Consider the following 18,926-nt stretch of genomic DNA (forward strand, 5'->3'; position numbering starts at 1 on the left):
ATTAGGCTGACCCCGAGGTTTGGAGAAGCGACATGGCTTATAGTGAAAAAGTAATTGATCATTACGAAAACCCTCGTAATGTTGGTGTTTTAGACAAAAATGCAGAAAACGTAGGTACAGGTATGGTCGGTGCGCCTGCCTGTGGTGACGTGATGCGTTTACAAATTCAAGTCGATGACAATGGCGTAATTGAAGAAGCTCGCTTCAAAACTTATGGCTGTGGTTCTGCAATCGCATCAAGCTCACTTGTAACCGAATGGTTAAAGGGCAAAACACTTGATGAAGCTCAGGCAATCAAGAATATCGATATCGCAACTGAACTTGCACTTCCACCAGTCAAGGTACACTGCTCTGTATTGGCGGAAGATGCGATTAAAGCTGCGATTGAAGACTATCGCGGTAAGAAAGCCAAAGCTTAAATTGACCATTGATCAAACATTGGAGTTTTCATGATCCATTTAACTGAAAATGCTGCGACTCACATCAGCAATTACCTGCAAAACCGCGGTAAGGGTGAAGGCATTCGTATTGGTGTGAAAACTTCGGGTTGTTCTGGGTTGGCTTATGTGCTTGAGTTTGTCGATGATGTCGATACACATGATCAAGTCTTTGAACAACTCGGTGTTAAAGTTTTTGTTGACCCTAAAAGTCTGGTTTATCTCAATGGTTTAGAGATGGATTATGTCAAAAATGGTCTAAACGAAGGCTTTGAGTTTAACAACCCAAATCAAAAAGGTGAATGTGGTTGCGGTGAATCATTTACTGTTTAACTTCATACACCCTCTTTATTTTTCGTCAAAACAGTGTGTTCCGCACTGTTTTAACGTATTTATCAATAGCGGAATTCATCTCCCATGAATCATTTTGAGTTGTTCCAATTACCAGAAGCACTCGATATAGATTTAGCAGCTTTAAAAAAACAGTTTTTAAGTTTGCAACAGCAATATCATCCAGACAAAGCCACTGACAAAGATCAGGCATTGATCAAGTCAAGTGAAATCAACCAAGCCTATAAAGTGCTCTCACAAGTGGATAGCCGTGCTGCGTATTTACTTGCCTTAAAAAAACAAGACCATCATCTTGACCAATCCATTAATGATTTTGAGTTTCTGCAATCCGCACTTGAAATGCGTGAACAGCTTGACGAAGCCACATCAGCAGATCAGCTACGCACATTAAAAGTTGATGTGCAACAATGGATTGATAGCCTAGTCCGAGAGTTCAAGATTGATTATGCGGATGAAGACTGGGCTGAGGCACGTGATACCGTTCGTAAGCTGCGTTTTTTCCAACGTGTGATGAATGATATTGATAAAGCTGAAGATCGTATGCTGGACGAAGAAGATAGCTTCGATCTGGACGATGATTTTTAGACCTCCTTTGCGGAACTTCAATCGTTCCTCAAGGACGTTATTACCGATTATTTAAGGGATACCGCACGCATGGCACTTTTGCAAATTGCTGAACCTGGTCAATCGACTGCCCCGCATCAACATCGTATTGCGATTGGCATTGACCTGGGGACAACCCACTCTTTAGTGGCGACAGTGCTATCGGGAAAACCGAAAGTTCTACAGGATGACAAAGGTCGGGTTCTGCTCCCCTCTATTGTTCATTATGCAAAGGATACAACCACATTTGGCTATGAAGCCAAACCATTTATGTTGACTGACCCGAAAAACACCATCGTTTCAGTAAAACGTTTTATGGGTCGCTCACAGGCTGATGTCAAATTCCAGCATCCATACACACTTGTTGGTGCAGAAAATGAAATGCCAGCATTTGAAACGGTTGCTGGCCGTAAAACACCTGTTGAAATTTCTGCTGAAATACTAAAACAGTTAAAGGACCGTGCAGAAGCAAGCCTGAACAATCCTGTGAATGGTGCAGTGATTACCGTTCCTGCTTATTTTGATGAAGCACAGCGTCAGGCAACTCGTGATGCAGCCCAGCTTGCGGGTTTAAATGTTTTGCGCTTACTGAATGAACCAACGGCTGCCGCGGTTGCCTATGGTTTGGATCAGGACACCAATCTCAGTACAGACCGTAATTATGTGATTTACGATTTAGGTGGCGGTACTTTTGACGTCTCCATCCTGCGTTTTTCACAAGGTGTGTTTGAAGTTCTGGCAACAGGTGGACACACAGCATTGGGTGGTGATGATCTTGACCGCTTAATTGTAAAATGGGCCAAAAAACAGCTTAATATCGATAGCTTAAGCGATGAAGAATATGCTGTTTTTGTAATTGCGGCACGTCAGGCTAAAGAACATTTAACAGATCACGAAACTGCTGAATTAAAATTATTGGATGATCGTCTGATTTTAGATCGCCCAACATTTGAATCAATCATTCAGGTTGCACTCGATAAAACCATGAGTGTCTGCAAGCGTGTATTACGTGATGCCAAGCTTCAACTGGATGAGATTGAGCATGTGGTCTTGGTGGGTGGTTCTACTCGCTCATACGCAGTACAGAAAGCGGTACGTGAATTATTTGAACGTGAGCCGCTCTGTACCATTAACCCAGATGAAGTGGTTGCCATTGGTGCATCGATTACCGCCAATCAACTCATTGGGAATAGCCAAGATGGTTCATTACTGCTTGATGTCACTCCACTCTCCCTCGGCTTGGAGACGATGGGTGGTTTGGTTGAACGTCTGATTTCACGTAACACAGCGATTCCTGTCGCGCGCCGTCAAGAATTTACCACCTATCAAGATGGACAAACCGCCATGTTGATTCATGTGGTACAGGGTGAACGTGATCTGGTTGAGCATTGCCGTTCATTGGGCCGTTTTGTGTTACACGGCATTCCGCCAATGACCGCGGGTCAGGCACGCATTGAAGTGACATTCCAGGTCGATGCAGATGGTTTACTCACTGTATCGGCAAAAGAAACCACTTCTGGTGTTCAAGCCCAGATTGATATCAAACCATCCTATGGCTTATCCGCAGCGGATACAGAACGTTTACTGGTAGAGGGTTTCCAACATGCAGAGGAAGATAAGAATCTTCGCCACCTACAGGAAACCAAAGTTGAGGCACAACGTGAGCTGGAAGCTTTAGAACAGGCGTTAAAAGCGGATACCGATCTACTCACCCAACAGCAGGCTTGTGATCTCATTCTTGCAGCAGAAGCCCTAAAGGCACGTCTCAAGACCAATGATCTTGCAGCAATTGAACAGGCTGTTCAACAGCTTAAAATTCACAGTGATGCCTTTGCCGCACTTCGTATGAACCGACATATTGACCATGCCTTAAAAGGTACAAAACTTGAAGATTGGTCAAACTCAAATTAAAGGTATAGGTGATCAATATGCCACGTATTAAAGTTCTTCCGCATCCTCAAATTTGCCCTGAAGGTGCTGAATTTGAAGTTGAACAGAATGCCAATTTATGCCAAAGCCTACTCAAGCAAGGCATTAAGATTGAGCATGCCTGTGATATGTCATGTGCCTGTACCACATGCCATGTGATTGTTCGTAAAGGTTTTGACAGCCTTGAGGAAATGAATGACGTTGAAGCAGACTTGCTTGACCGCGCATGGGGTCTGGAACCTGATTCCCGCCTGTCTTGTCAGGTTGAGATTGTTGATGAAGATTTAGAGATCGAAATCCCTAAATACACCATCAACCATGCTTCAGAAAATCATTAAACCTAAATAGTTTCCCGAAATATGAAAAGCTAGAGTTGATCTCTAGCTTTTTTATTTAACCGAAAATTAGGGATCGGTGCGCAGCTGCGCCCGCCATGGTGCCATCACCAACCGCCAAAGGCACTGAACTGCCTAAACGTGCAACATCACCACAGGCAAAAATACCTGCCACTGATGTTTCTTTCATGCTATTGGTTTTAATCGCCTCACCTATTGCATTCTGCTCAATTTCACAGCCGAGCTTGAATATCCAGTCTTGAGCAATCGTGCATTTTGTTGTTGCAAATATACCGTCCAATTGAATAACTGAGCCATCTGCCAACACAACATCACTCTGCCCTGTAATTTCTTGAATTGCTCTGTTTTCAATATGAACCCCTCTTGCCTTGAGTTGAACAAGCAACTCATCTGGTACGGGATAATCATTGATAAAGATGGTCGTCTTACCCCAATCTGGAAGCATCATTGCCATATGGGCTGAATGTTCTGAACTTGCGATAATCCCGATTTTACCCTGATTAAGTTCATAACCATGACAGTAAGGACAATGGAAAATGGTTTTTCCCCAGCGTTCAGCCAAACCCGAAATCTCAGGCAGTTGATCAGTAATTCCAGCCGCAATGATCAATCGCCTTGCCGTGACTGAACGAGTGGCATCAATACACACAGCAAAACCATCATTGACCTTTTCTATACGTTTTACACTTCCATCTTCCCACTGAACTGTTTTATAAGCCAATACCTGCTCTTTTGCGATTTGAGCAATTTCACTGGCTTTTGTACCATCCCGTGTTAAGAAACCATGTGAATATTCAGCAAAACGATTTCGTCTTTGTCCTGCATCAATAATAACCACATTTCTACGAGCCCTTGCCAATGGCATTGCCGCAGCCAGCCCTGCATAACTACCACCAATAATTGCAACATCGTGCTGCATGAGAATCACCTATATGTAACTTTTAAAGTTACATTAATACTTTTCATTTTAATTTGCAACTTTTGATGTTACATTAAGGGTTACTTTTTACCATTTCACTTATTGATTTCATGCGCACCGACAGTAAACTTTCCCGAATGCTTCATGTGCTGTTACACATGGCCAGACAGAAAAAAACCTTTACCTCCGATGAAATTGCACAGATGCTTTCAACTAATCCAGTGGTGGTTAGACGTACCATGTCAGGTTTAAAAAAGGCAGGTTTTGTACACTCAGAAAAAGGTGCAGGTGGAGGTTGGCAATTGACAGCTGATCTGGAGAAAATTACCTTATGGGACATTTATCAGGCTGTGGGTGAACCTACGATTTTCGCCATTGGAAATGAAAGAGAGAATCCAGAATGTCTGGTTGAACAAGTGGTTAATGCGGCACTGGATCATGCAATTCAGGATGCTCAGAACATCCTGATTCGACAATTGAAAGCAACAACCCTCGCGTCTCTGGCTGTACAATTTGATCATTTATGTGAAATGCATTCACACTAGATTAATGAGCAGTAGTTTTCTTGGAATTTATTATCTTACTTCATCATCCAGAGTCAGTTTTGGAATTCCCTGTGCATTGGTAATCTTCTGCTGCTTTTTAATTCGGTCTATCATTTTTTCAAGAATTTCAACCAATTCAGGATATTCATAATTTTGTACTTCTTCTAAATTAAGCACTAAATGAAAACCCTTATATTCAAAATCAAACCATTTTTGTGTGTCTGATTTCTTACCAGTGAATTTTTCCATCACTTGCCAGGTTTTTACTGGCCCCTGAATCCCTTTTAAATAAATAGGAACTTTAGGTACGCATAGAAACTCATTTTTAATCAACTGATGTGTGTCATCCGCAATCAGGATTTCATCCACTTCCGCAGCGGACTGTAAACGTGCCGCCAAGTTTACATCACGTCCCACAATGGTATAGGCCATACGGTGTGAAGCCCCATAGTTCCCAACGTGGCAGTAACCTGTACTAATCCCCATGCGGATATGCAAGGCTGGATAGCCCATTTTCTTCCAGCGTTCACGCAACAGTTTCATTTGCTGGCGCATGGAAATTGCCATTTCCAGACAGGATTTCGCATCCTGCTCCACACCCTGTGAGTTTGGATCACCAAAGAAAATGAGGATCGCATCTCCCATAAACTTATCCACGGTTGCCTCATATTGCTTGGCAATTTCAGTCATATGGCTGAGATAATCATTGAGCAGGAAAGCCAAATCATCTGGAATAAGTGTTTCTGAGAGTTCAGTGAAACCTTGAATGTCTGAGAAGAAAACCGTTAATTTTTTACGTTTATATTCAATTTTTGCCTCAGCCTCACCCCGCATAATCGATTGCCACAACTGAAGTGGCGCATAACGACTGAGCTGGTTGGCAAATGCAATATAGCGTGTCATTTGATTATGGTAATGCTGGCGTTGCTGTCCCAGAATATTGAGACGACGATGCTGATAGTAGTTACCAATCACAATGAACATCATCAGGCCAAGCAAGCTCACAACGGTCAGTTCAGGATTGGTTGGCTCAAAGTATTCTTCCGCATCAAAGATAAAAAAAGTACAGAAATAAAAGACCAGCACACCAATCAGCCCAATCAGGCAACCAATTGGCAGGGAAATCTTGTTATTCAGACCAACATACAATAAGGCAAATAAAATGGTAAACGTAGGGACAAGACTTAAATGTAGACCCGCAAGAACAATGGCAACAATAATGGCTTCACAGGCAAAGAGAACATTCTTTTCAGTGACTTTATCATATTTATATTGCAGCCACTTTTCCAGTTTAGGACAGAACAGGAAATAGACCAATAACAAAGGGAGGATATAGAGTTGATAGCTAGCACTGGTAGAGGTAAAAGTATAGATGACCAAAATCAGCGACAAGATCGAATATCCCATCAATCGATGAAAGTAAGCGAACTGTCTAGGCTCTTTATCAATTAACCTATCTAGTGGCACTCCGTCCTCCTTTTCTTATTATAGAATACGGCTTTTATTCTATTTTCTTTCTGGCTCAGTCCATGCGCCAGTCAAATGGCATATCACCCTGACCGCGTAATGCAAGCATTAGGGTCTGGCGCATATGTGCCAATACATCATTGCTATAAGGCACAGCTGGTGTACCCCAAACAGGTTTAGGCCATGCCACATCATTCTGATAGCGCACGACATGGTGAAAATGCAGTTGTGGAACCACATTCCCCAGAGCGGCAACATTCATCTTATCCGCACGGAATACACGGGCGAGCTGGCTGGATAACCAGCTTGACTCACGTAGAAACTGTTCCTGATCTGCCTGGCTGAGTTCATATAGTTCTGTAATACCTGGTACACGTGGTACAAGGATCAACCAGGGAAATTGCATATCATTCATTAAACGACATGTTGAAAGCGGGAAGTCGCCTACAAAAAATGTATCTTGAGCAAGTTGTGGATGCAAACTAAACATATCTTTATAAATGATGCAGAATAATGATGATCAATACTATCACATCAGTTTTGATGTGAATATTATTAGTAACCTGTTTGATTACAAATAACAATGATTTTCCTCATTTATTGGCACAACATCCGATCAAAAAATGGTTATTTTTCACCGACAAACCTATATTCGCTTAATTAAACATCAATCTATTTTTCAACTAACTATGCAACTCACCCAGCAATTTATTCAGTAGTTCAACGATAAACTGAATACGTTTGTCATATTCAGCCAGTTGTACCATCACTTTCAGGCGCTGACCACCTTCCATACGGTAGTAGGTCGGATTTTTCTGCATAAGCTGAATAATGCTGATCGCCTGCACGGGTGTATCGGGCGAAAATTCGATATAACCGCCATTGCTATTGATATCCACTTTGGTAATGCCCAGTTGCTCTGCCCTTAAACGTATTTGATGAACGCTGAATAGTTGCTTAACGGGTTGTGGTGGAATACCAAAACGGTCAATCAACTCCATACGGATATTATCGAGTTTTTCCTGCGTATCGGTGTTACTGATGCGTTTATAGAACAATAAGCGTTGATGTACATCACCCAGATAATCATCAGGAATCAAGGCTGGCATGTGCAGGTTGATTTCAGCCGTCAATGACAATGGCGCATCGAAGTTCGGAGTCTTGCCTTTTTGAATGGCTTTAGTGGCTTTTTCCAGCATTTCCATATACAGGCTATAGCCAATCGCCTGCATCGAGCCGCTTTGCTGTTCACCCAGTAATTCACCTGCACCACGGATTTCCAGATCTTCGGTTGCCAGCATAAATCCAGCGCCTAAGGTTGAAGCACGTTGAATGGCATCCAGACGTTTTTCCGCATCACCTTTAAGATGTTTAATGGAAGGCACTAACAAATAAGCATAGGCCTGATGATGTGAACGTCCTACACGACCACGCAATTGATGCAACTGCGCTAAACCCAATTTATCGGCTCGTTCAATAATAATGGTATTGGCATTTGGAACATCAATCCCTGTTTCAATAATGGTTGAACAAACCAGAACGTTATAATCTTTATGGTAGAACTGCTGCATCACTTGTTCCAGTTCACGTTCACGCATTTGCCCATGCGCCACTGCCACTCGTGCTTCTGGCACTAGATGACGGATCGTTTCAGCTGCTCGTTCAATGGTTTCCACTTCATTATGCAGCAAATAGACCTGACCACCACGCAACAGTTCACGCAGAATCGCTTCCTTGATCGAGTCATCCGTGTGTTCCTGTACAAAGGTTTTCACCGCTAAACGTCGTGCGGGCGGTGTCGCAATAATGGAGAGATCACGCATCCCAGAAAATGCCATATTCAGGGTACGTGGAATCGGTGTCGCAGTTAAAGTCAACATATCGACATCAGCACGTAAAGCCTTGATCCGTTCCTTATCCCGCACCCCAAAACGATGTTCTTCATCGACAATCATCAGTCCAAGGTTTTTAAACTGAATATTTTCTTGCAGAATCTTGTGTGTTCCCACCACGATATCCACTTTGCCCTCAGCTAAATCCTCAATAGTTTTGAGATGAGTTTTATTGCTACCAAAACGGGATAATACTTCAATCCGAACAGCGGTATCAGCAAAGCGGTCTTTAAAGGATTCATAATGCTGCTGCGCCAATAGCGTGGTTGGAACCAGTACAGCAACCTGTTTATTATTTTGTACTGCCACAAATGCAGCTCGCATGGCAACTTCTGTTTTACCAAAGCCCACATCACCACAAACCAGACGATCCATCGGTTTAGCAAGTTGCATATCATGTAGGGTCGCTTCAATGGCATTGGCTTGATCAAGTGTTTCCTCATAAGCAAAGCCACTGGCAAATTGCATATAGCCTGTATGATCCATTTCAAAGGCAAAGCCTGGCTTGGACTGACGGCGTGCCTGAATATGCAACAACTCAGCCGCAACATCATGGATTTGCTCTAAAGCTTTACGCTTCGCCTTATTCCAAGTATCTGTGCCTAATTTATGTAGCGGTGCAAGATCAGGGTCGCCACCACTATAACGACTGATCAGGTGTAAATTGGTCACAGGGACATAAACTTTTGCGCCATCAGCATAATCAAGCTGTAAAAACTCATGATCCTGCTGATCAATTTCCAGCGTCATCAAGCCTGCATAACGTCCAACACCATGATCAATATGTACCACAGGCGCACCAATGCTCAGCTCAGTCAGGCTACGAACCAGAAACTCTTCAGACACTTCCTGCTGGCGTTTACGGCGACGTTGTACCACACGATGTTCATAGAGCTGATTTTCAGAAATCACTGAAAGCTGATCAGTCAGCAATAAACCACGATCCAAAGGCGCACTGGTAATGGCAACCTGTAACTGGTTTTTCTGGAACTGGGCAAAACTGTCTACGGTTTGAATTTCACCTAATACCGCCCGCAAAGCATCTTTTAAAGTTTCACGGCGGCCTGCACTTTCCGCAACCAATAAAACTGGATGTCTAGCTTGATCAACATAATGTTTCACTGCCTCAAAAGGCTGTTGCTTTTTAGGATCAACTGCAAGTTTGGGTGGTTGTTCAGCAGCTAGATTGAGCACACCTGCTTTGGCTTCAAATGCTTCTGCTGAGGCTAAGATTCGTGGAAATTGATTTAATGCCTGCAACACATGATTTGGCATTAAAAATAATTCCTCAGGAGGAAGAATCGGTTGATCAATGTTATGACGACGATCCTCATAACGACGAACCACTTCTTTCCAGAAGTTGATGAGTTCATCTTCAACTTCATTATTTGTAATGACAACGCAATTCTTTGGTAAGTAGGTTGTGAGGATACTTTGCGCCTCCATTAGCTTTTTATCAAAGAATAATGGTAGGTAAAATTCCAGACCTGGGGTCGCAATGCCCTCTAGGACATCCTGATAAATTGGATTTTTCTTAGGATTGGCAGTGGGAAAACTTTCTGCATAACGGTCTCTAAAGGTAGACCGCCCCTCTTTAAGTGGAAATTCTTTGGCGGGTAAAACAGTAAAGTTTTTTAAGGATTCAGTGGTGCGCTGCGTTTCTGGATCGAAGAATTTTAGACTGTCAATTTCATCATCAAATAAGTCAATACGGATTGGTTGTTCTTGCCCAGAAGCAAAAATATCCATGATGCTGCCACGAACCGCAAATTCACCATGATCATACACCGTATCAACCAACCGATAGCCTGCTTGTACCAATTGCTTTTTCTGTACTTCCAGATCAAGTTTCTGACCCACCTTAATATCAAAGTGCTCGCCCACAACCCATGAATATGGTGCAACCCTTTGAGCAAGTGTACTTGCCGAAATCAGTAAAATGCCCTTTTGTGGCATATTGGACAGAATAGCCAAACGTTCTGACACAATATCCTGATGCGGTGACAAACGATCATAGGGCAAAATTTCCCAGTCAGGAAAAATGGTGGGCTTAATGCCATAGAATTCCAGTTCACTTTCCAGTTGAACCAGATGCTGGTTATTCCTTGCCACAACCATATATAGATTTGAGCTTTGTGTGGCAATTTCTTTAAATAATAATGCAGCAGATGACCCCAGCAATGAACCGATCCAGCGTTTTTCGCCTGCTTTGAATTGTTGTAGGTTTAATTGAGAGATTTCTTGTTGAAACATAGAGAAAATCGTGCAATTTAAAGGACAATTGGCCTAGTTTAGCATGATGCTTTTTGTGTGGATATGAATCCAGAAAGAAGACTAACTGGATTTATCCTTTAATTTTTTCTCTAACTGTTGATCCATCAAACGAAATAAGGGGCGGGTTAAATTCATAACCGTAGCAGGTGCAGTATTCAGCAAGACATTGGCAATTGCACCACTAGTACTGGTAATACGATAGGACTTTTGCTGTACTGCCTTGACGATCCATCCTGCCGCAGTAGGCGTATCCAGCATTCGCATATGTTTATAAATCGTTGTTTTAGATGACATCGGCGTGCGTACCATTGGGAAATAAACAATACTCACATCCACTCCCTGATCAGCCAGTTCCATTCTAAGAGAGCGTGAAAATGATTCTAGTGCCGATTTACTGGCTAAATACGCTGAAAATAACGGAATGGGAACTTGGGTGGACATGGTGGAGATATTAATCACATGCCCTCCACCATTTTCCAGAAAATGTGGCAATAAACCCAATGTCATACGGACGGCAGCAAAATAGTTGATTTGCATGGTACGCTCAAAATCGTGTAGCCGATCCAGTGCCTGAATAATCGGACGGCGTATCGAGCGGGCTGCATTATTAATTAGGACATCAATTTTCTTATGTTCACTGAGTATTTGTTCGATACACTGTTTCGCCTCAACATCCTGCGTAATGTCAACAGGATAAATCCATACCTGACCACCTTGCTGCTGAATTACCTGCTGCACTCGTTCCAATTCATCTTTACGACGGGCGATTAAACACATTTTGGCACCCAATGCAGCCAGTTGGATGGCAGCCTGTTCACCAATCCCACCCGATGCACCTGTCAATACAATGGTTTTTCCTTGTAAATTTTTCATACTTTTTCCTATGCTACATACTGTCCATATATAACCTATCTTGGTCTCATTGGTTTGACCTAAAATTATTTTTCTATTTGCCACTTTGATCAATTTTAATTAAATAGAAAATTCTATAGATTATTTTTAATGAGACGATCAAGTTTTTCCGTCTGATCTATTGCGATTTTAATTAAAGAGAGTTCAAACTTCACTTAGATTATTACTTAATGCTTAGGCTATTTATAAATATAGAGAAGCATTCTTTGAAAATTCAAAGAATGCTTTCATTAATGGTTAAGATGCGAATTTAGCATTCGGAAAAAATCTTTCTTCAATCAGGTCATAACACCACTGGAAGATAAACGTATAAACCAGAATACACATGGTCAAACCAAAATCCAGAATCAGCGCATCAAGAAAGCTCATCTGCATCATATAGGCAATGATCGGAATGGTCACAAGCATCAAACCACCCTCAAAGCCAACCGCATGTAAAATACGAACTGGAATAGTTCTTTGCCTCTGATATTTATATTCTATTTTCTCGAAATAATGGTTAAAAATCATGTTCCAGACCACGGAAATGGCCGCCATGATCACACCTAGAATACCAGTCACTTCTAAAGGCATATTAAAAATAAAACTTAACGCAATTGCGATGATGACCAATAAAATCACTTCATAGCTCATCGCATGAACGAGTCTTCTCTTGGAGATCAACATTTCTATAACACTCTGTTGTTTGGATAATGTGCATTTTATTTTTATAATTTTGATTAATCCAATCAGGTTCTTTCACTTTCTTTGATAGATTAGTTTTGACAGATGAATATTAATCAAGAACAACTTCTCATGTTTCAAACCGTCATTGAAACGGGTTCATTTTCTGCCGCTGCCCGTAAACTCGGTAAGGTTCCCTCTGCGGTGAGTATGTCGATTGCCAATCTGGAAATCGACCTGAACCTGAATTTATTTGAACGGGTTGGACGTGAGCCAGTCCCTACGGCCGAGGCAATGGTGCTGTATGAAAAAACCCAGCAACTGTTGATTGAAATGAATCAATGGAAACAACATGCCCATGCACTCAGTACTGGACTGGAATCCACATTAAATATTGTGGTGGTTTCCGAGCTGCTCCATACCAACTGGACGGATTACATCACCCTACTTGAGCAACACTTTCCTAGTCTCGTCCTCAATATTGTCTCTGCACCACAGGAAGATGCCCTACAAATGCTGCTTGATCAAACTGCCCAGTTGGCACTGATGTTTGAACGGGAGCATTTAGATAGTCGTGAGCAGTTTGTTGAACTCAAAAGAGAAGCTTTGGTCCCTGTTATTGCAAAACATCATCCTCTTGCTCAACTCAAACAAGTGTCATTTGAGCAAATGGTGCAAACCCGACAGATTGTGGTGGCCAGCCGAGACCATACCATTAAACCTGAGCTGTTATTTTCCAAAAATTACTGGCGTACTGATAACCATCACTCTGCCTGTATGATGATTGTGCGGAACTTGGGTTGGGGGGTTTTACCACTGGAAATGTTTAATGAAAATCCTGAATTAAAGAAAAAGTTAAAAATCATGGAACTTTATGATTTCACCCCAAAATTTGAATATTATGTGGATTTGGTCTGGAGTCGTGAAAGTGACTTGGGTGCAGCAGCACGCTTCTTAATTGAGCATATTCGGACACAACGCCAACTCGAAAATAAATAATGAATGTATGAATCTTAATCTGAGATTAAAGCGATGCTTTGTTTTCACGAAGATTGTGCTATAACAGAAGTTACCAATAATATTGTTTAGCAAGAAATCTATAGCAATGACTGAATCTGCATTACATCAATTAAAGAATTTAACCACTGTGGTTGCTGATAGTAGTGATCTGGAAGCAATTGAAAAATTTCGCCCTTTGGATGCCACCACCAATCCATCACTGATCACGGCTGCTGCTGAACAACCAGAAAGTAAAGAACTGATTGAAGATGCCTATGCACAGGCAAAACAGGAAAATTATCAGGGTGATGAACTGATTGAACGCACCATTGATATTTTAACTGTGAAATTTGGTGTTGAAATTTTAAAGCTGATTGATGGCCGTGTATCAACTGAGGTAGATGCCTCTCTGTCTTATGATACCCAAGCCACCATTGCCAAAGCCCGTGAACTGTCCAGACTTTATCAGGGCTATGGTATTGAGCAGTCTCGTATCCTCATTAAAATTGCATCAACATGGGAAGGTATTCAGGCGGCTAAGGTTTTAGAAGCTGAAGGAATTTCATGTAACCTGACTTTGTTGTTTGGCCTACACCAAGCCCAAGCCTGTGCTGATGCAAAAGTGACACTGATTTCACCATTTGTTGGTCGTATTCTGGATTGGTATAAAAAAGCTGAGGGCGTTGATCAATATCCAATTGAAAAAGACCCTGGAGTGCTGTCAGTTAAGAAAATCTATAACTACTATAAACAACACGGTATTCCAACCCAGGTGATGGGGGCAAGCTTCCGCAGTACTGCACAAGTTTTAGGTTTGGCAGGTTGTGACTTATTGACCATTGCGCCAAATTTATTGGCACAACTGGATCAGGATCAGCAAACAGTTGCTGCCCAACTGAGCAGCGAAGCCGCACAACAGGCGGAAAAAATTGAACGCCCTACCCAGACCAAGGAAAGCTTCAAGGCAGAACTTGAACAGGACTTGATGGCTTTCCAGTTACTGCAAAGCGGTATTGATGGCTTTATCAAGGCGCGTGATCAACTCAGTTTGTTACTACGTCAATCATTTGGAATTGATGCTGAAATCAAGCCATAATTAGTCGATTTTTCACCTATAAAAAACCGATTTTTGTTACTATAGCAAAAATCGGTTTTTAATGAGTTTATTGTGTTTGGTATAATAGATTTAACCACTTACATCATTGGTACAGTGTTGATCATCTTATTACCTGGACCAAACTCATTATATGTGATGTCGATTGCCTCACGTTATGGTATCCAAACAGGCTTTTGGGGAGCATTGGGCGTATTAACAGGCGATTCTATTTTAATCCTGCTCACTATTTTTGGAGCAGCTTCGCTCTTAAAAACCTTTCCTATCTTATTTGTCATTCTAAAAATAATTGGTGGTGCCTACTTGGCTTATTTAGGGTTTAAGCTGTTACAGGGTGCCTATCAAACATGGAACAAACCACAACAGTATGCAGAAATGGCTGATTTACCTCAATTAGATCAAGTTCACCCTTACCGCACAGCACTGAGTATCAGCTTGCTTAATCCCAAAGCCATCCTGTTTTTTCTGTCTTTCTTTGTGCAGTTTGTTGAGCCAGACTATGTCTATCCTGCATTAAGTTTTTTAATTCTGGCGATTATTCTGCAATTGATTAGCTTTAGTTATTTAACCGCCTTGATCTTTTCTGGTATTAAATTGGCAGCTTTCTTTAAACATAACCTTAAACTGGCAGCAAGTGGTATTTGTCTGGTTGGCATCCTGTTTTTTGGTTTTGGTCTTAAACTCGCAACCTCAACGCTGGCTTAATGCCACTTTTGATCGAATGATCAATTTATTCAATCATTTTAGAACTACGATTTAGCTGATATTAACGATATACTTTTCAACAAATTTTAATCAAGTATAGATGCATAGATGCAACGCCTTATTCAAGATTTTTCCATTCCTGCGGTATTTGCTGGTTTTATCACCTTTCTGATCGGGATTAGCGTTTCTGCTGTCTTGGTGATACAGGGTGCTCAATCTCTAGGTGCAAATAGCGCACAAATCAGTTCATGGTTTTGGGCATTGGGTCTGGCGATTGGTCTATCAGGCTTAATTCTGTCGTGGAAATATAAATATCCTGTGGCAACTGCATGGTCGACCCCTGGGATTGCGTTGATTATCGCATCTACAGGCCATTATGATCTATATGAAGCCATTGGTGCTTTTCTGATTTGTGGGATTGCGATTGCAGTAGTCGGATTTTCAGGCATTTTTCAAAAATTATTGGCGCATATTCCGCAAAGCCTGACCTGTGCCATGCTGGCAGGTATCTTGCTAAAGTTTGGCATCCAGATTTTTAGCAGTATGCAAACTCATCTGGGTTTTATCCTGAGTATGCTGCTGATTTATCTAGTTTCGAAAAAGCTATTTCCCCGTTATAGCATCGTACTCACCGTAATTTTAGGGGTAATCATTTGCCCATTATTTGTCGATTTTCAATTTCACTCCATCACATGGTCTTTGGCACAACCTGTCTGGATGCAACCTGCATTTTCATGGTCTGCCTTACTCGGTCTGGCTTTACCGCTGTTTGTGATTAATATGACCTCACAGAATTTGCCAGGCATTGCCATGATCAAAAGTTATGGCTATCAACCCCATGTCAATCAACTGGTCGGCTGGACTGGAGTTGCCCATACCATCTTTGCACCGTTTGGCTGTTTTTCAATAAATCTGGCTGCGATTAGTGCGGCTGTCAGTCTGGATGATCAGGTTCACCCTGACCCAGCCAAACGTTATATTGCGGGAATCAGTTGCGGTGTGTTCTATATTTTGATGGGACTGTTTGCAGCAACGCTGGTCAGTCTACTCATGTCATTTCCACAAATCTTTATTGTGGCTTTGGCGGGAATTGCCCTGTTCGCAACCATTAGCCACAATGTTGCGATTGCCTTTGCCAATGTAGAGGAACGTGAAGCTGCGCTACTGACTTTTTTATGTAGTGCTTCTGGTGTACAGTTTTGGGGAATCGGTTCCGCTTTTTGGGGACTACTTTTAGGTATTTTTGTTTTAATCTTATTCAGGTTGAAACTAAAAAATAAGCCTTAGCGCATGACCAAGGCTTATTTAAGAATATAATTGGCTAACAGTTATTTTTCCTCTAACTCTTTCTGCGCCTCTTCATCATTTAAAATGCGTCCAGCCTGTTTAGGTCGAATTAATGGTGCAGTTGGACGTGGATGTGCATGGGTATATTGCAGACCCACACCTGCATAAACGTCATCCGCAGCGATTTCTGTTTCAAAACGCTCATCATCACGCTCACGAATTTCATCGGCAATGCGCTGAACCTCATCTTCATCGACACCCAGTTCTTGCAAAATCACGCCGCCAAACTTGATTGCGGATTCAAAGGTTTCACGAATCATATAATCGACTTTTTGTTTGACTAAATAAAGCGAGTGTTCACGGTCATAAGAACGTACCAGCAGCTTGGCCAGTGGGAACTCATGCGTCACCAGTTCCACAATTCGATTGGTGGTTTCCTTACTATCAACACACACCACAATTGCCTGAGCCGTGGCTGCCCCTGAAGCATGCAGAATATCCAGACGACTGCCATCACCATAATAGATTTTAAAACCGAATTTTTCCGCGTTCTGAATCATGTCAATGTCATTATCAATAATGGTGACATCGACACCTCTTGCCAGCAGCAATTGACTGGTCACCTGTCCAAAACGGCCAAAGCCGATCATCAGAATACTGCCACTGAGTCCATCGGCAACATTTACATTGTCTAAATTGATTTCATCCTTGGTTTGAGTAAATCGCTTAAATATAATCCCCAGAATAGGCGTCAACACCATCGAAAGCACGATGATTGCGGTTAAGTTCGACTTGATTGTATTATCAATCACCTGAGCACTGACAGCCGCAGCAAACAATACAAAGGCAAATTCACCACCCTGAGCCATCAGCAATGCACGATCCAGCGCTTCGGTATGCGAACTTTTACTGACACGGGCAACGATATAAATCATGAGTGCCTTGGCAAACATCATCGCCAACACACCACTTAGAATAAGCTGCCAGTTTTGCGCAACCACAGACAAGTCGAGTGACATCCCGACACCGAGGAAAAATAGGCCCAGTAACAGCCCACGAAACGGTTCAATATCTGCCTCGATTTGATGCCTGAATGTTGATTCAGACAACAACACACCTGCAAGGAAAGCGCCCATCGCCATAGACAAACCACTGACCTGCATCAGCAATGCAGCACCCAGCACAACCAGTAATGCTGCTGCGGTCATGACTTCCCGCGCCTTTGCAGCCGCCAGCAATCTAAACAGAGGATTCAGCAACCAGTAACCTGCTGCAATCAATCCTGCAATTGCAATCAGGCCAATGCCGATATTTTGCAAACGTGCGGAGGTGGTTTCCACCACATGGTTGGGTGCCATAAATGCCACGATAGCCAATAAAGGTACAATCAATAAATCTTCAAACAATAAAATAGCAACAATTTTCTGGCCTTGTGGCTGGGCAATATCTCCCCGATCTCCTAGTAGCTGCATCACAATTGCCGTTGAAGTGAGTACAAAACCAGCCGCCCCAATAAAAGCCACCTGCCATGTGAAGCCAAATAATAGCCCCACGCCTGTCAGTGCTGTCGCACAGGCTACAATCTGCAATGTCCCTAGGCCAAAGATTTCGCGTCTGAGTCCCCATAAATGTGAAGGCTGCATTTCCAGACCAATCACAAACAGGTACATGACAATTCCTAATTCTGCGATATGTAAAATTGATGCAGAATCGTGGAAAAAAGCAAAGCCAAATGGCCCAATGATCAAGCCTGCAATTAAGTAACCCAGTACCGAACCCAAACCTATTCGTTTAAAAATAGGGACTGCAATCACAGCCGCGGCCAATAAAACCACGGGTGCAATTAAGCTGATTGAATGTGCCTCTGAACTCATGTCGTTCTCATTTTTATCAATGCGATTTTATTCTATGTGAAAGCTTAAAAGACTTATATATCATTTATGAGACATAGCTTCTCAATTCATTTATTTTCATGCGGATAGAGACAAAAAAGCCGTCAACCATGACGACTTTTTTGTGTTCATCTTGAAAATCTAAAGTTATAGCTCACGGACAACTACACTTTTTGCGATTTTGTCATGCCAGCCTTGTTTTTTGCTATCGAATGCAATCCAGATAAAACCAAGAAAGAAAACAAGCGTAGATGGGAAATAACCAATATAACGAAGAACGGCTTGCCCAACCGTCAAGTTTTCGCCTGTTTTTTCATCCAGTACCTTTAAACGTAATAAACGTTTTCCAGGTGTTCCTGCAAATTTTACCCAGCATACAATATAAAAAACTGCACCAATAATCTGGCCAAGCCAATCTGACCATGTCCAGCCTGTAAAACCACTTGCAGCATTTGGTGCGATAATCATCATGATCGGAATCAAAGCGACAATCAGAATAATCGAATCAATAATAGACGCAAGAAAGCGTATCCAAAAACCTGCATATTCGTATTTATGTGACATTTTCCCCTCTCATTTTA

At 42.1% G+C, this 18,926-nt stretch carries 18 protein-coding genes; 10 read left to right on the forward strand and 8 right to left on the reverse strand.

The genetic code is table 11. From position 1 onward, the window contains the following. Positions 1–32: 32 nt before the first annotated feature. From iscU to fdx, 5 genes are all read left to right on the forward strand, one after another. Positions 33–419: a Fe-S cluster assembly scaffold IscU gene (iscU, locus tag QLH32_RS03435; RefSeq protein WP_004639432.1), complete on the forward strand. Its 387-nt coding sequence runs from the start codon at positions 33–35 to the stop codon at positions 417–419. A gap of 30 nt (positions 420–449) precedes the next feature. Further along, positions 450–770, forward strand: a complete 321-nt coding sequence (gene iscA / locus QLH32_RS03440; RefSeq protein WP_267979740.1) for an iron-sulfur cluster assembly protein IscA — start codon at positions 450–452, stop codon at positions 768–770. An 84-nt stretch (positions 771–854) separates the two neighbouring features. Next, positions 855–1,373 (forward strand): Fe-S protein assembly co-chaperone HscB, encoded by a 519-nt coding sequence (hscB, locus tag QLH32_RS03445; protein ID WP_283268093.1) that lies wholly within the window; start codon positions 855–857, stop codon positions 1,371–1,373. A 69-nt stretch (positions 1,374–1,442) separates the two neighbouring features. Continuing rightward, a complete protein-coding gene (gene hscA / locus QLH32_RS03450) occupies positions 1,443–3,302 on the forward strand; it encodes a Fe-S protein assembly chaperone HscA (protein WP_283268094.1) in 1,860 nt (619 codons plus the stop codon). 17 nt (positions 3,303–3,319) lie between these two features. Continuing rightward, positions 3,320–3,658, forward strand: a complete 339-nt coding sequence (gene fdx / locus QLH32_RS03455) for an ISC system 2Fe-2S type ferredoxin (protein WP_267979743.1) — start codon at positions 3,320–3,322, stop codon at positions 3,656–3,658. 55 nt (positions 3,659–3,713) lie between these two features. Here fdx and QLH32_RS03460 read toward each other — a convergent pair whose 3' ends face one another. Next, the gene (locus tag QLH32_RS03460) at positions 3,714–4,595 is read right to left on the reverse strand and encodes an NAD(P)/FAD-dependent oxidoreductase (protein ID WP_283268095.1); all 882 of its coding nucleotides are present in this window, start codon (positions 4,593–4,595) and stop codon (positions 3,714–3,716) included. 110 nt (positions 4,596–4,705) lie between these two features. On the opposite strand from QLH32_RS03460, the gene QLH32_RS03465 reads away from it, so the two are divergent. Then, on the forward strand, positions 4,706–5,140 hold the full coding sequence (locus QLH32_RS03465) for an Rrf2 family transcriptional regulator (protein ID WP_283268097.1): 435 nt from the start codon (positions 4,706–4,708) through the stop codon (positions 5,138–5,140). A gap of 30 nt (positions 5,141–5,170) precedes the next feature. On the opposite strand, the gene QLH32_RS03470 is transcribed toward QLH32_RS03465, so the two are convergent. The 5 genes from QLH32_RS03470 to aceI form a co-directional block, all read right to left on the reverse strand. After that, positions 5,171–6,607 carry an adenylate/guanylate cyclase domain-containing protein gene (locus QLH32_RS03470; RefSeq protein WP_267979746.1) on the reverse strand — a complete coding sequence of 479 codons (1,437 nt, stop codon included), beginning with the start codon at positions 6,605–6,607 and terminating at the stop codon, positions 5,171–5,173. A gap of 55 nt (positions 6,608–6,662) precedes the next feature. Continuing rightward, positions 6,663–7,097, reverse strand: coding sequence for an HIT domain-containing protein (locus QLH32_RS03475; protein ID WP_004759860.1), 435 nt, complete (start codon positions 7,095–7,097; stop codon positions 6,663–6,665). Between the two features lie 193 nt (positions 7,098–7,290). After that, the gene (gene mfd / locus QLH32_RS03480; RefSeq protein WP_283268098.1) at positions 7,291–10,752 is read right to left on the reverse strand and encodes a transcription-repair coupling factor; all 3,462 of its coding nucleotides are present in this window, start codon (positions 10,750–10,752) and stop codon (positions 7,291–7,293) included. Positions 10,753–10,833: 81 nt separating this feature from the next. Continuing rightward, entirely contained in the window at positions 10,834–11,646 is an 813-nt protein-coding gene (locus tag QLH32_RS03485; RefSeq protein WP_283268099.1) for an SDR family NAD(P)-dependent oxidoreductase, read from the reverse strand. Positions 11,647–11,922: 276 nt separating this feature from the next. Continuing rightward, positions 11,923–12,351: a chlorhexidine efflux PACE transporter AceI gene (gene aceI, locus QLH32_RS03490; protein ID WP_283268101.1), complete on the reverse strand. Its 429-nt coding sequence runs from the start codon at positions 12,349–12,351 to the stop codon at positions 11,923–11,925. A gap of 102 nt (positions 12,352–12,453) precedes the next feature. Here aceI and aceR point away from each other — a divergent pair, with 102 nt between their 5' ends. The 4 genes from aceR to QLH32_RS03510 all read left to right on the forward strand — a co-directional run bounded on the left by aceR (position 12,454) and on the right by QLH32_RS03510 (position 16,453). Further along, positions 12,454–13,347 (forward strand): HTH-type transcriptional regulator AceR, encoded by an 894-nt coding sequence (gene aceR, locus QLH32_RS03495; protein WP_283268102.1) that lies wholly within the window; start codon positions 12,454–12,456, stop codon positions 13,345–13,347. Positions 13,348–13,453: 106 nt separating this feature from the next. After that, the gene (gene tal, locus QLH32_RS03500) at positions 13,454–14,443 is read left to right on the forward strand and encodes a transaldolase (protein ID WP_283268103.1); all 990 of its coding nucleotides are present in this window, start codon (positions 13,454–13,456) and stop codon (positions 14,441–14,443) included. A gap of 72 nt (positions 14,444–14,515) precedes the next feature. Beyond that, positions 14,516–15,166 (forward strand): leucine efflux protein LeuE, encoded by a 651-nt coding sequence (gene leuE, locus QLH32_RS03505; protein WP_283268104.1) that lies wholly within the window; start codon positions 14,516–14,518, stop codon positions 15,164–15,166. Positions 15,167–15,274: 108 nt separating this feature from the next. After that, on the forward strand, positions 15,275–16,453 hold the full coding sequence (locus tag QLH32_RS03510) for a benzoate/H(+) symporter BenE family transporter (RefSeq protein WP_283268106.1): 1,179 nt from the start codon (positions 15,275–15,277) through the stop codon (positions 16,451–16,453). 41 nt (positions 16,454–16,494) lie between these two features. Here the strand turns inward: QLH32_RS03510 and QLH32_RS03515 are convergent, their stop codons facing one another. Together QLH32_RS03515 and QLH32_RS03520 are read right to left on the reverse strand one after the other, a co-directional pair. After that, positions 16,495–18,327 (reverse strand): monovalent cation:proton antiporter-2 (CPA2) family protein, encoded by a 1,833-nt coding sequence (locus tag QLH32_RS03515; protein ID WP_283268107.1) that lies wholly within the window; start codon positions 18,325–18,327, stop codon positions 16,495–16,497. A gap of 165 nt (positions 18,328–18,492) precedes the next feature. Further along, positions 18,493–18,909 (reverse strand): RDD family protein, encoded by a 417-nt coding sequence (locus tag QLH32_RS03520; RefSeq protein WP_283268109.1) that lies wholly within the window; start codon positions 18,907–18,909, stop codon positions 18,493–18,495. Positions 18,910–18,926 lie beyond the last annotated feature (17 nt).

Origin of the sequence: Acinetobacter corruptisaponis, from assembly GCF_030053775.1 — a bacterium.
Classification (GTDB): Bacteria; Pseudomonadota; Gammaproteobacteria; order Pseudomonadales; family Moraxellaceae; genus Acinetobacter; species Acinetobacter corruptisaponis.

Excerpts from the sequence above, each read along its gene's own strand:
- hscB (WP_283268093.1), top strand. The coding sequence starts at position 855 with ATGAATCATTTTGAGTTGTTCCAATTACCAGAAGCACTCGATATAGAT.
- QLH32_RS03460 (WP_283268095.1), bottom strand. The coding sequence starts at position 4,595 with ATGCAGCACGATGTTGCAATTATTGGTGGTAGTTATGCAGGGCTGGCT.
- QLH32_RS03515 (WP_283268107.1), bottom strand. The coding sequence starts at position 18,327 with ATGAGTTCAGAGGCACATTCAATCAGCTTAATTGCACCCGTGGTTTTA.
- hscA (WP_283268094.1), top strand. The coding sequence starts at position 1,443 with ATGGCACTTTTGCAAATTGCTGAACCTGGTCAATCGACTGCCCCGCAT.
- QLH32_RS03510 (WP_283268106.1), top strand. The coding sequence starts at position 15,275 with ATGCAACGCCTTATTCAAGATTTTTCCATTCCTGCGGTATTTGCTGGT.
- tal (WP_283268103.1), top strand. The coding sequence starts at position 13,454 with ATGACTGAATCTGCATTACATCAATTAAAGAATTTAACCACTGTGGTT.
- aceR (WP_283268102.1), top strand. The coding sequence starts at position 12,454 with ATGAATATTAATCAAGAACAACTTCTCATGTTTCAAACCGTCATTGAA.
- QLH32_RS03475 (WP_004759860.1), bottom strand. The coding sequence starts at position 7,097 with ATGTTTAGTTTGCATCCACAACTTGCTCAAGATACATTTTTTGTAGGC.
- QLH32_RS03465 (WP_283268097.1), top strand. The coding sequence starts at position 4,706 with ATGCGCACCGACAGTAAACTTTCCCGAATGCTTCATGTGCTGTTACAC.
- fdx (WP_267979743.1), top strand. The coding sequence starts at position 3,320 with ATGCCACGTATTAAAGTTCTTCCGCATCCTCAAATTTGCCCTGAAGGT.
- iscU (WP_004639432.1), top strand. The coding sequence starts at position 33 with ATGGCTTATAGTGAAAAAGTAATTGATCATTACGAAAACCCTCGTAAT.
- QLH32_RS03485 (WP_283268099.1), bottom strand. The coding sequence starts at position 11,646 with ATGAAAAATTTACAAGGAAAAACCATTGTATTGACAGGTGCATCGGGT.
- QLH32_RS03520 (WP_283268109.1), bottom strand. The coding sequence starts at position 18,909 with ATGTCACATAAATACGAATATGCAGGTTTTTGGATACGCTTTCTTGCG.
- iscA (WP_267979740.1), top strand. The coding sequence starts at position 450 with ATGATCCATTTAACTGAAAATGCTGCGACTCACATCAGCAATTACCTG.
- mfd (WP_283268098.1), bottom strand. The coding sequence starts at position 10,752 with ATGTTTCAACAAGAAATCTCTCAATTAAACCTACAACAATTCAAAGCA.
- aceI (WP_283268101.1), bottom strand. The coding sequence starts at position 12,351 with ATGTTGATCTCCAAGAGAAGACTCGTTCATGCGATGAGCTATGAAGTG.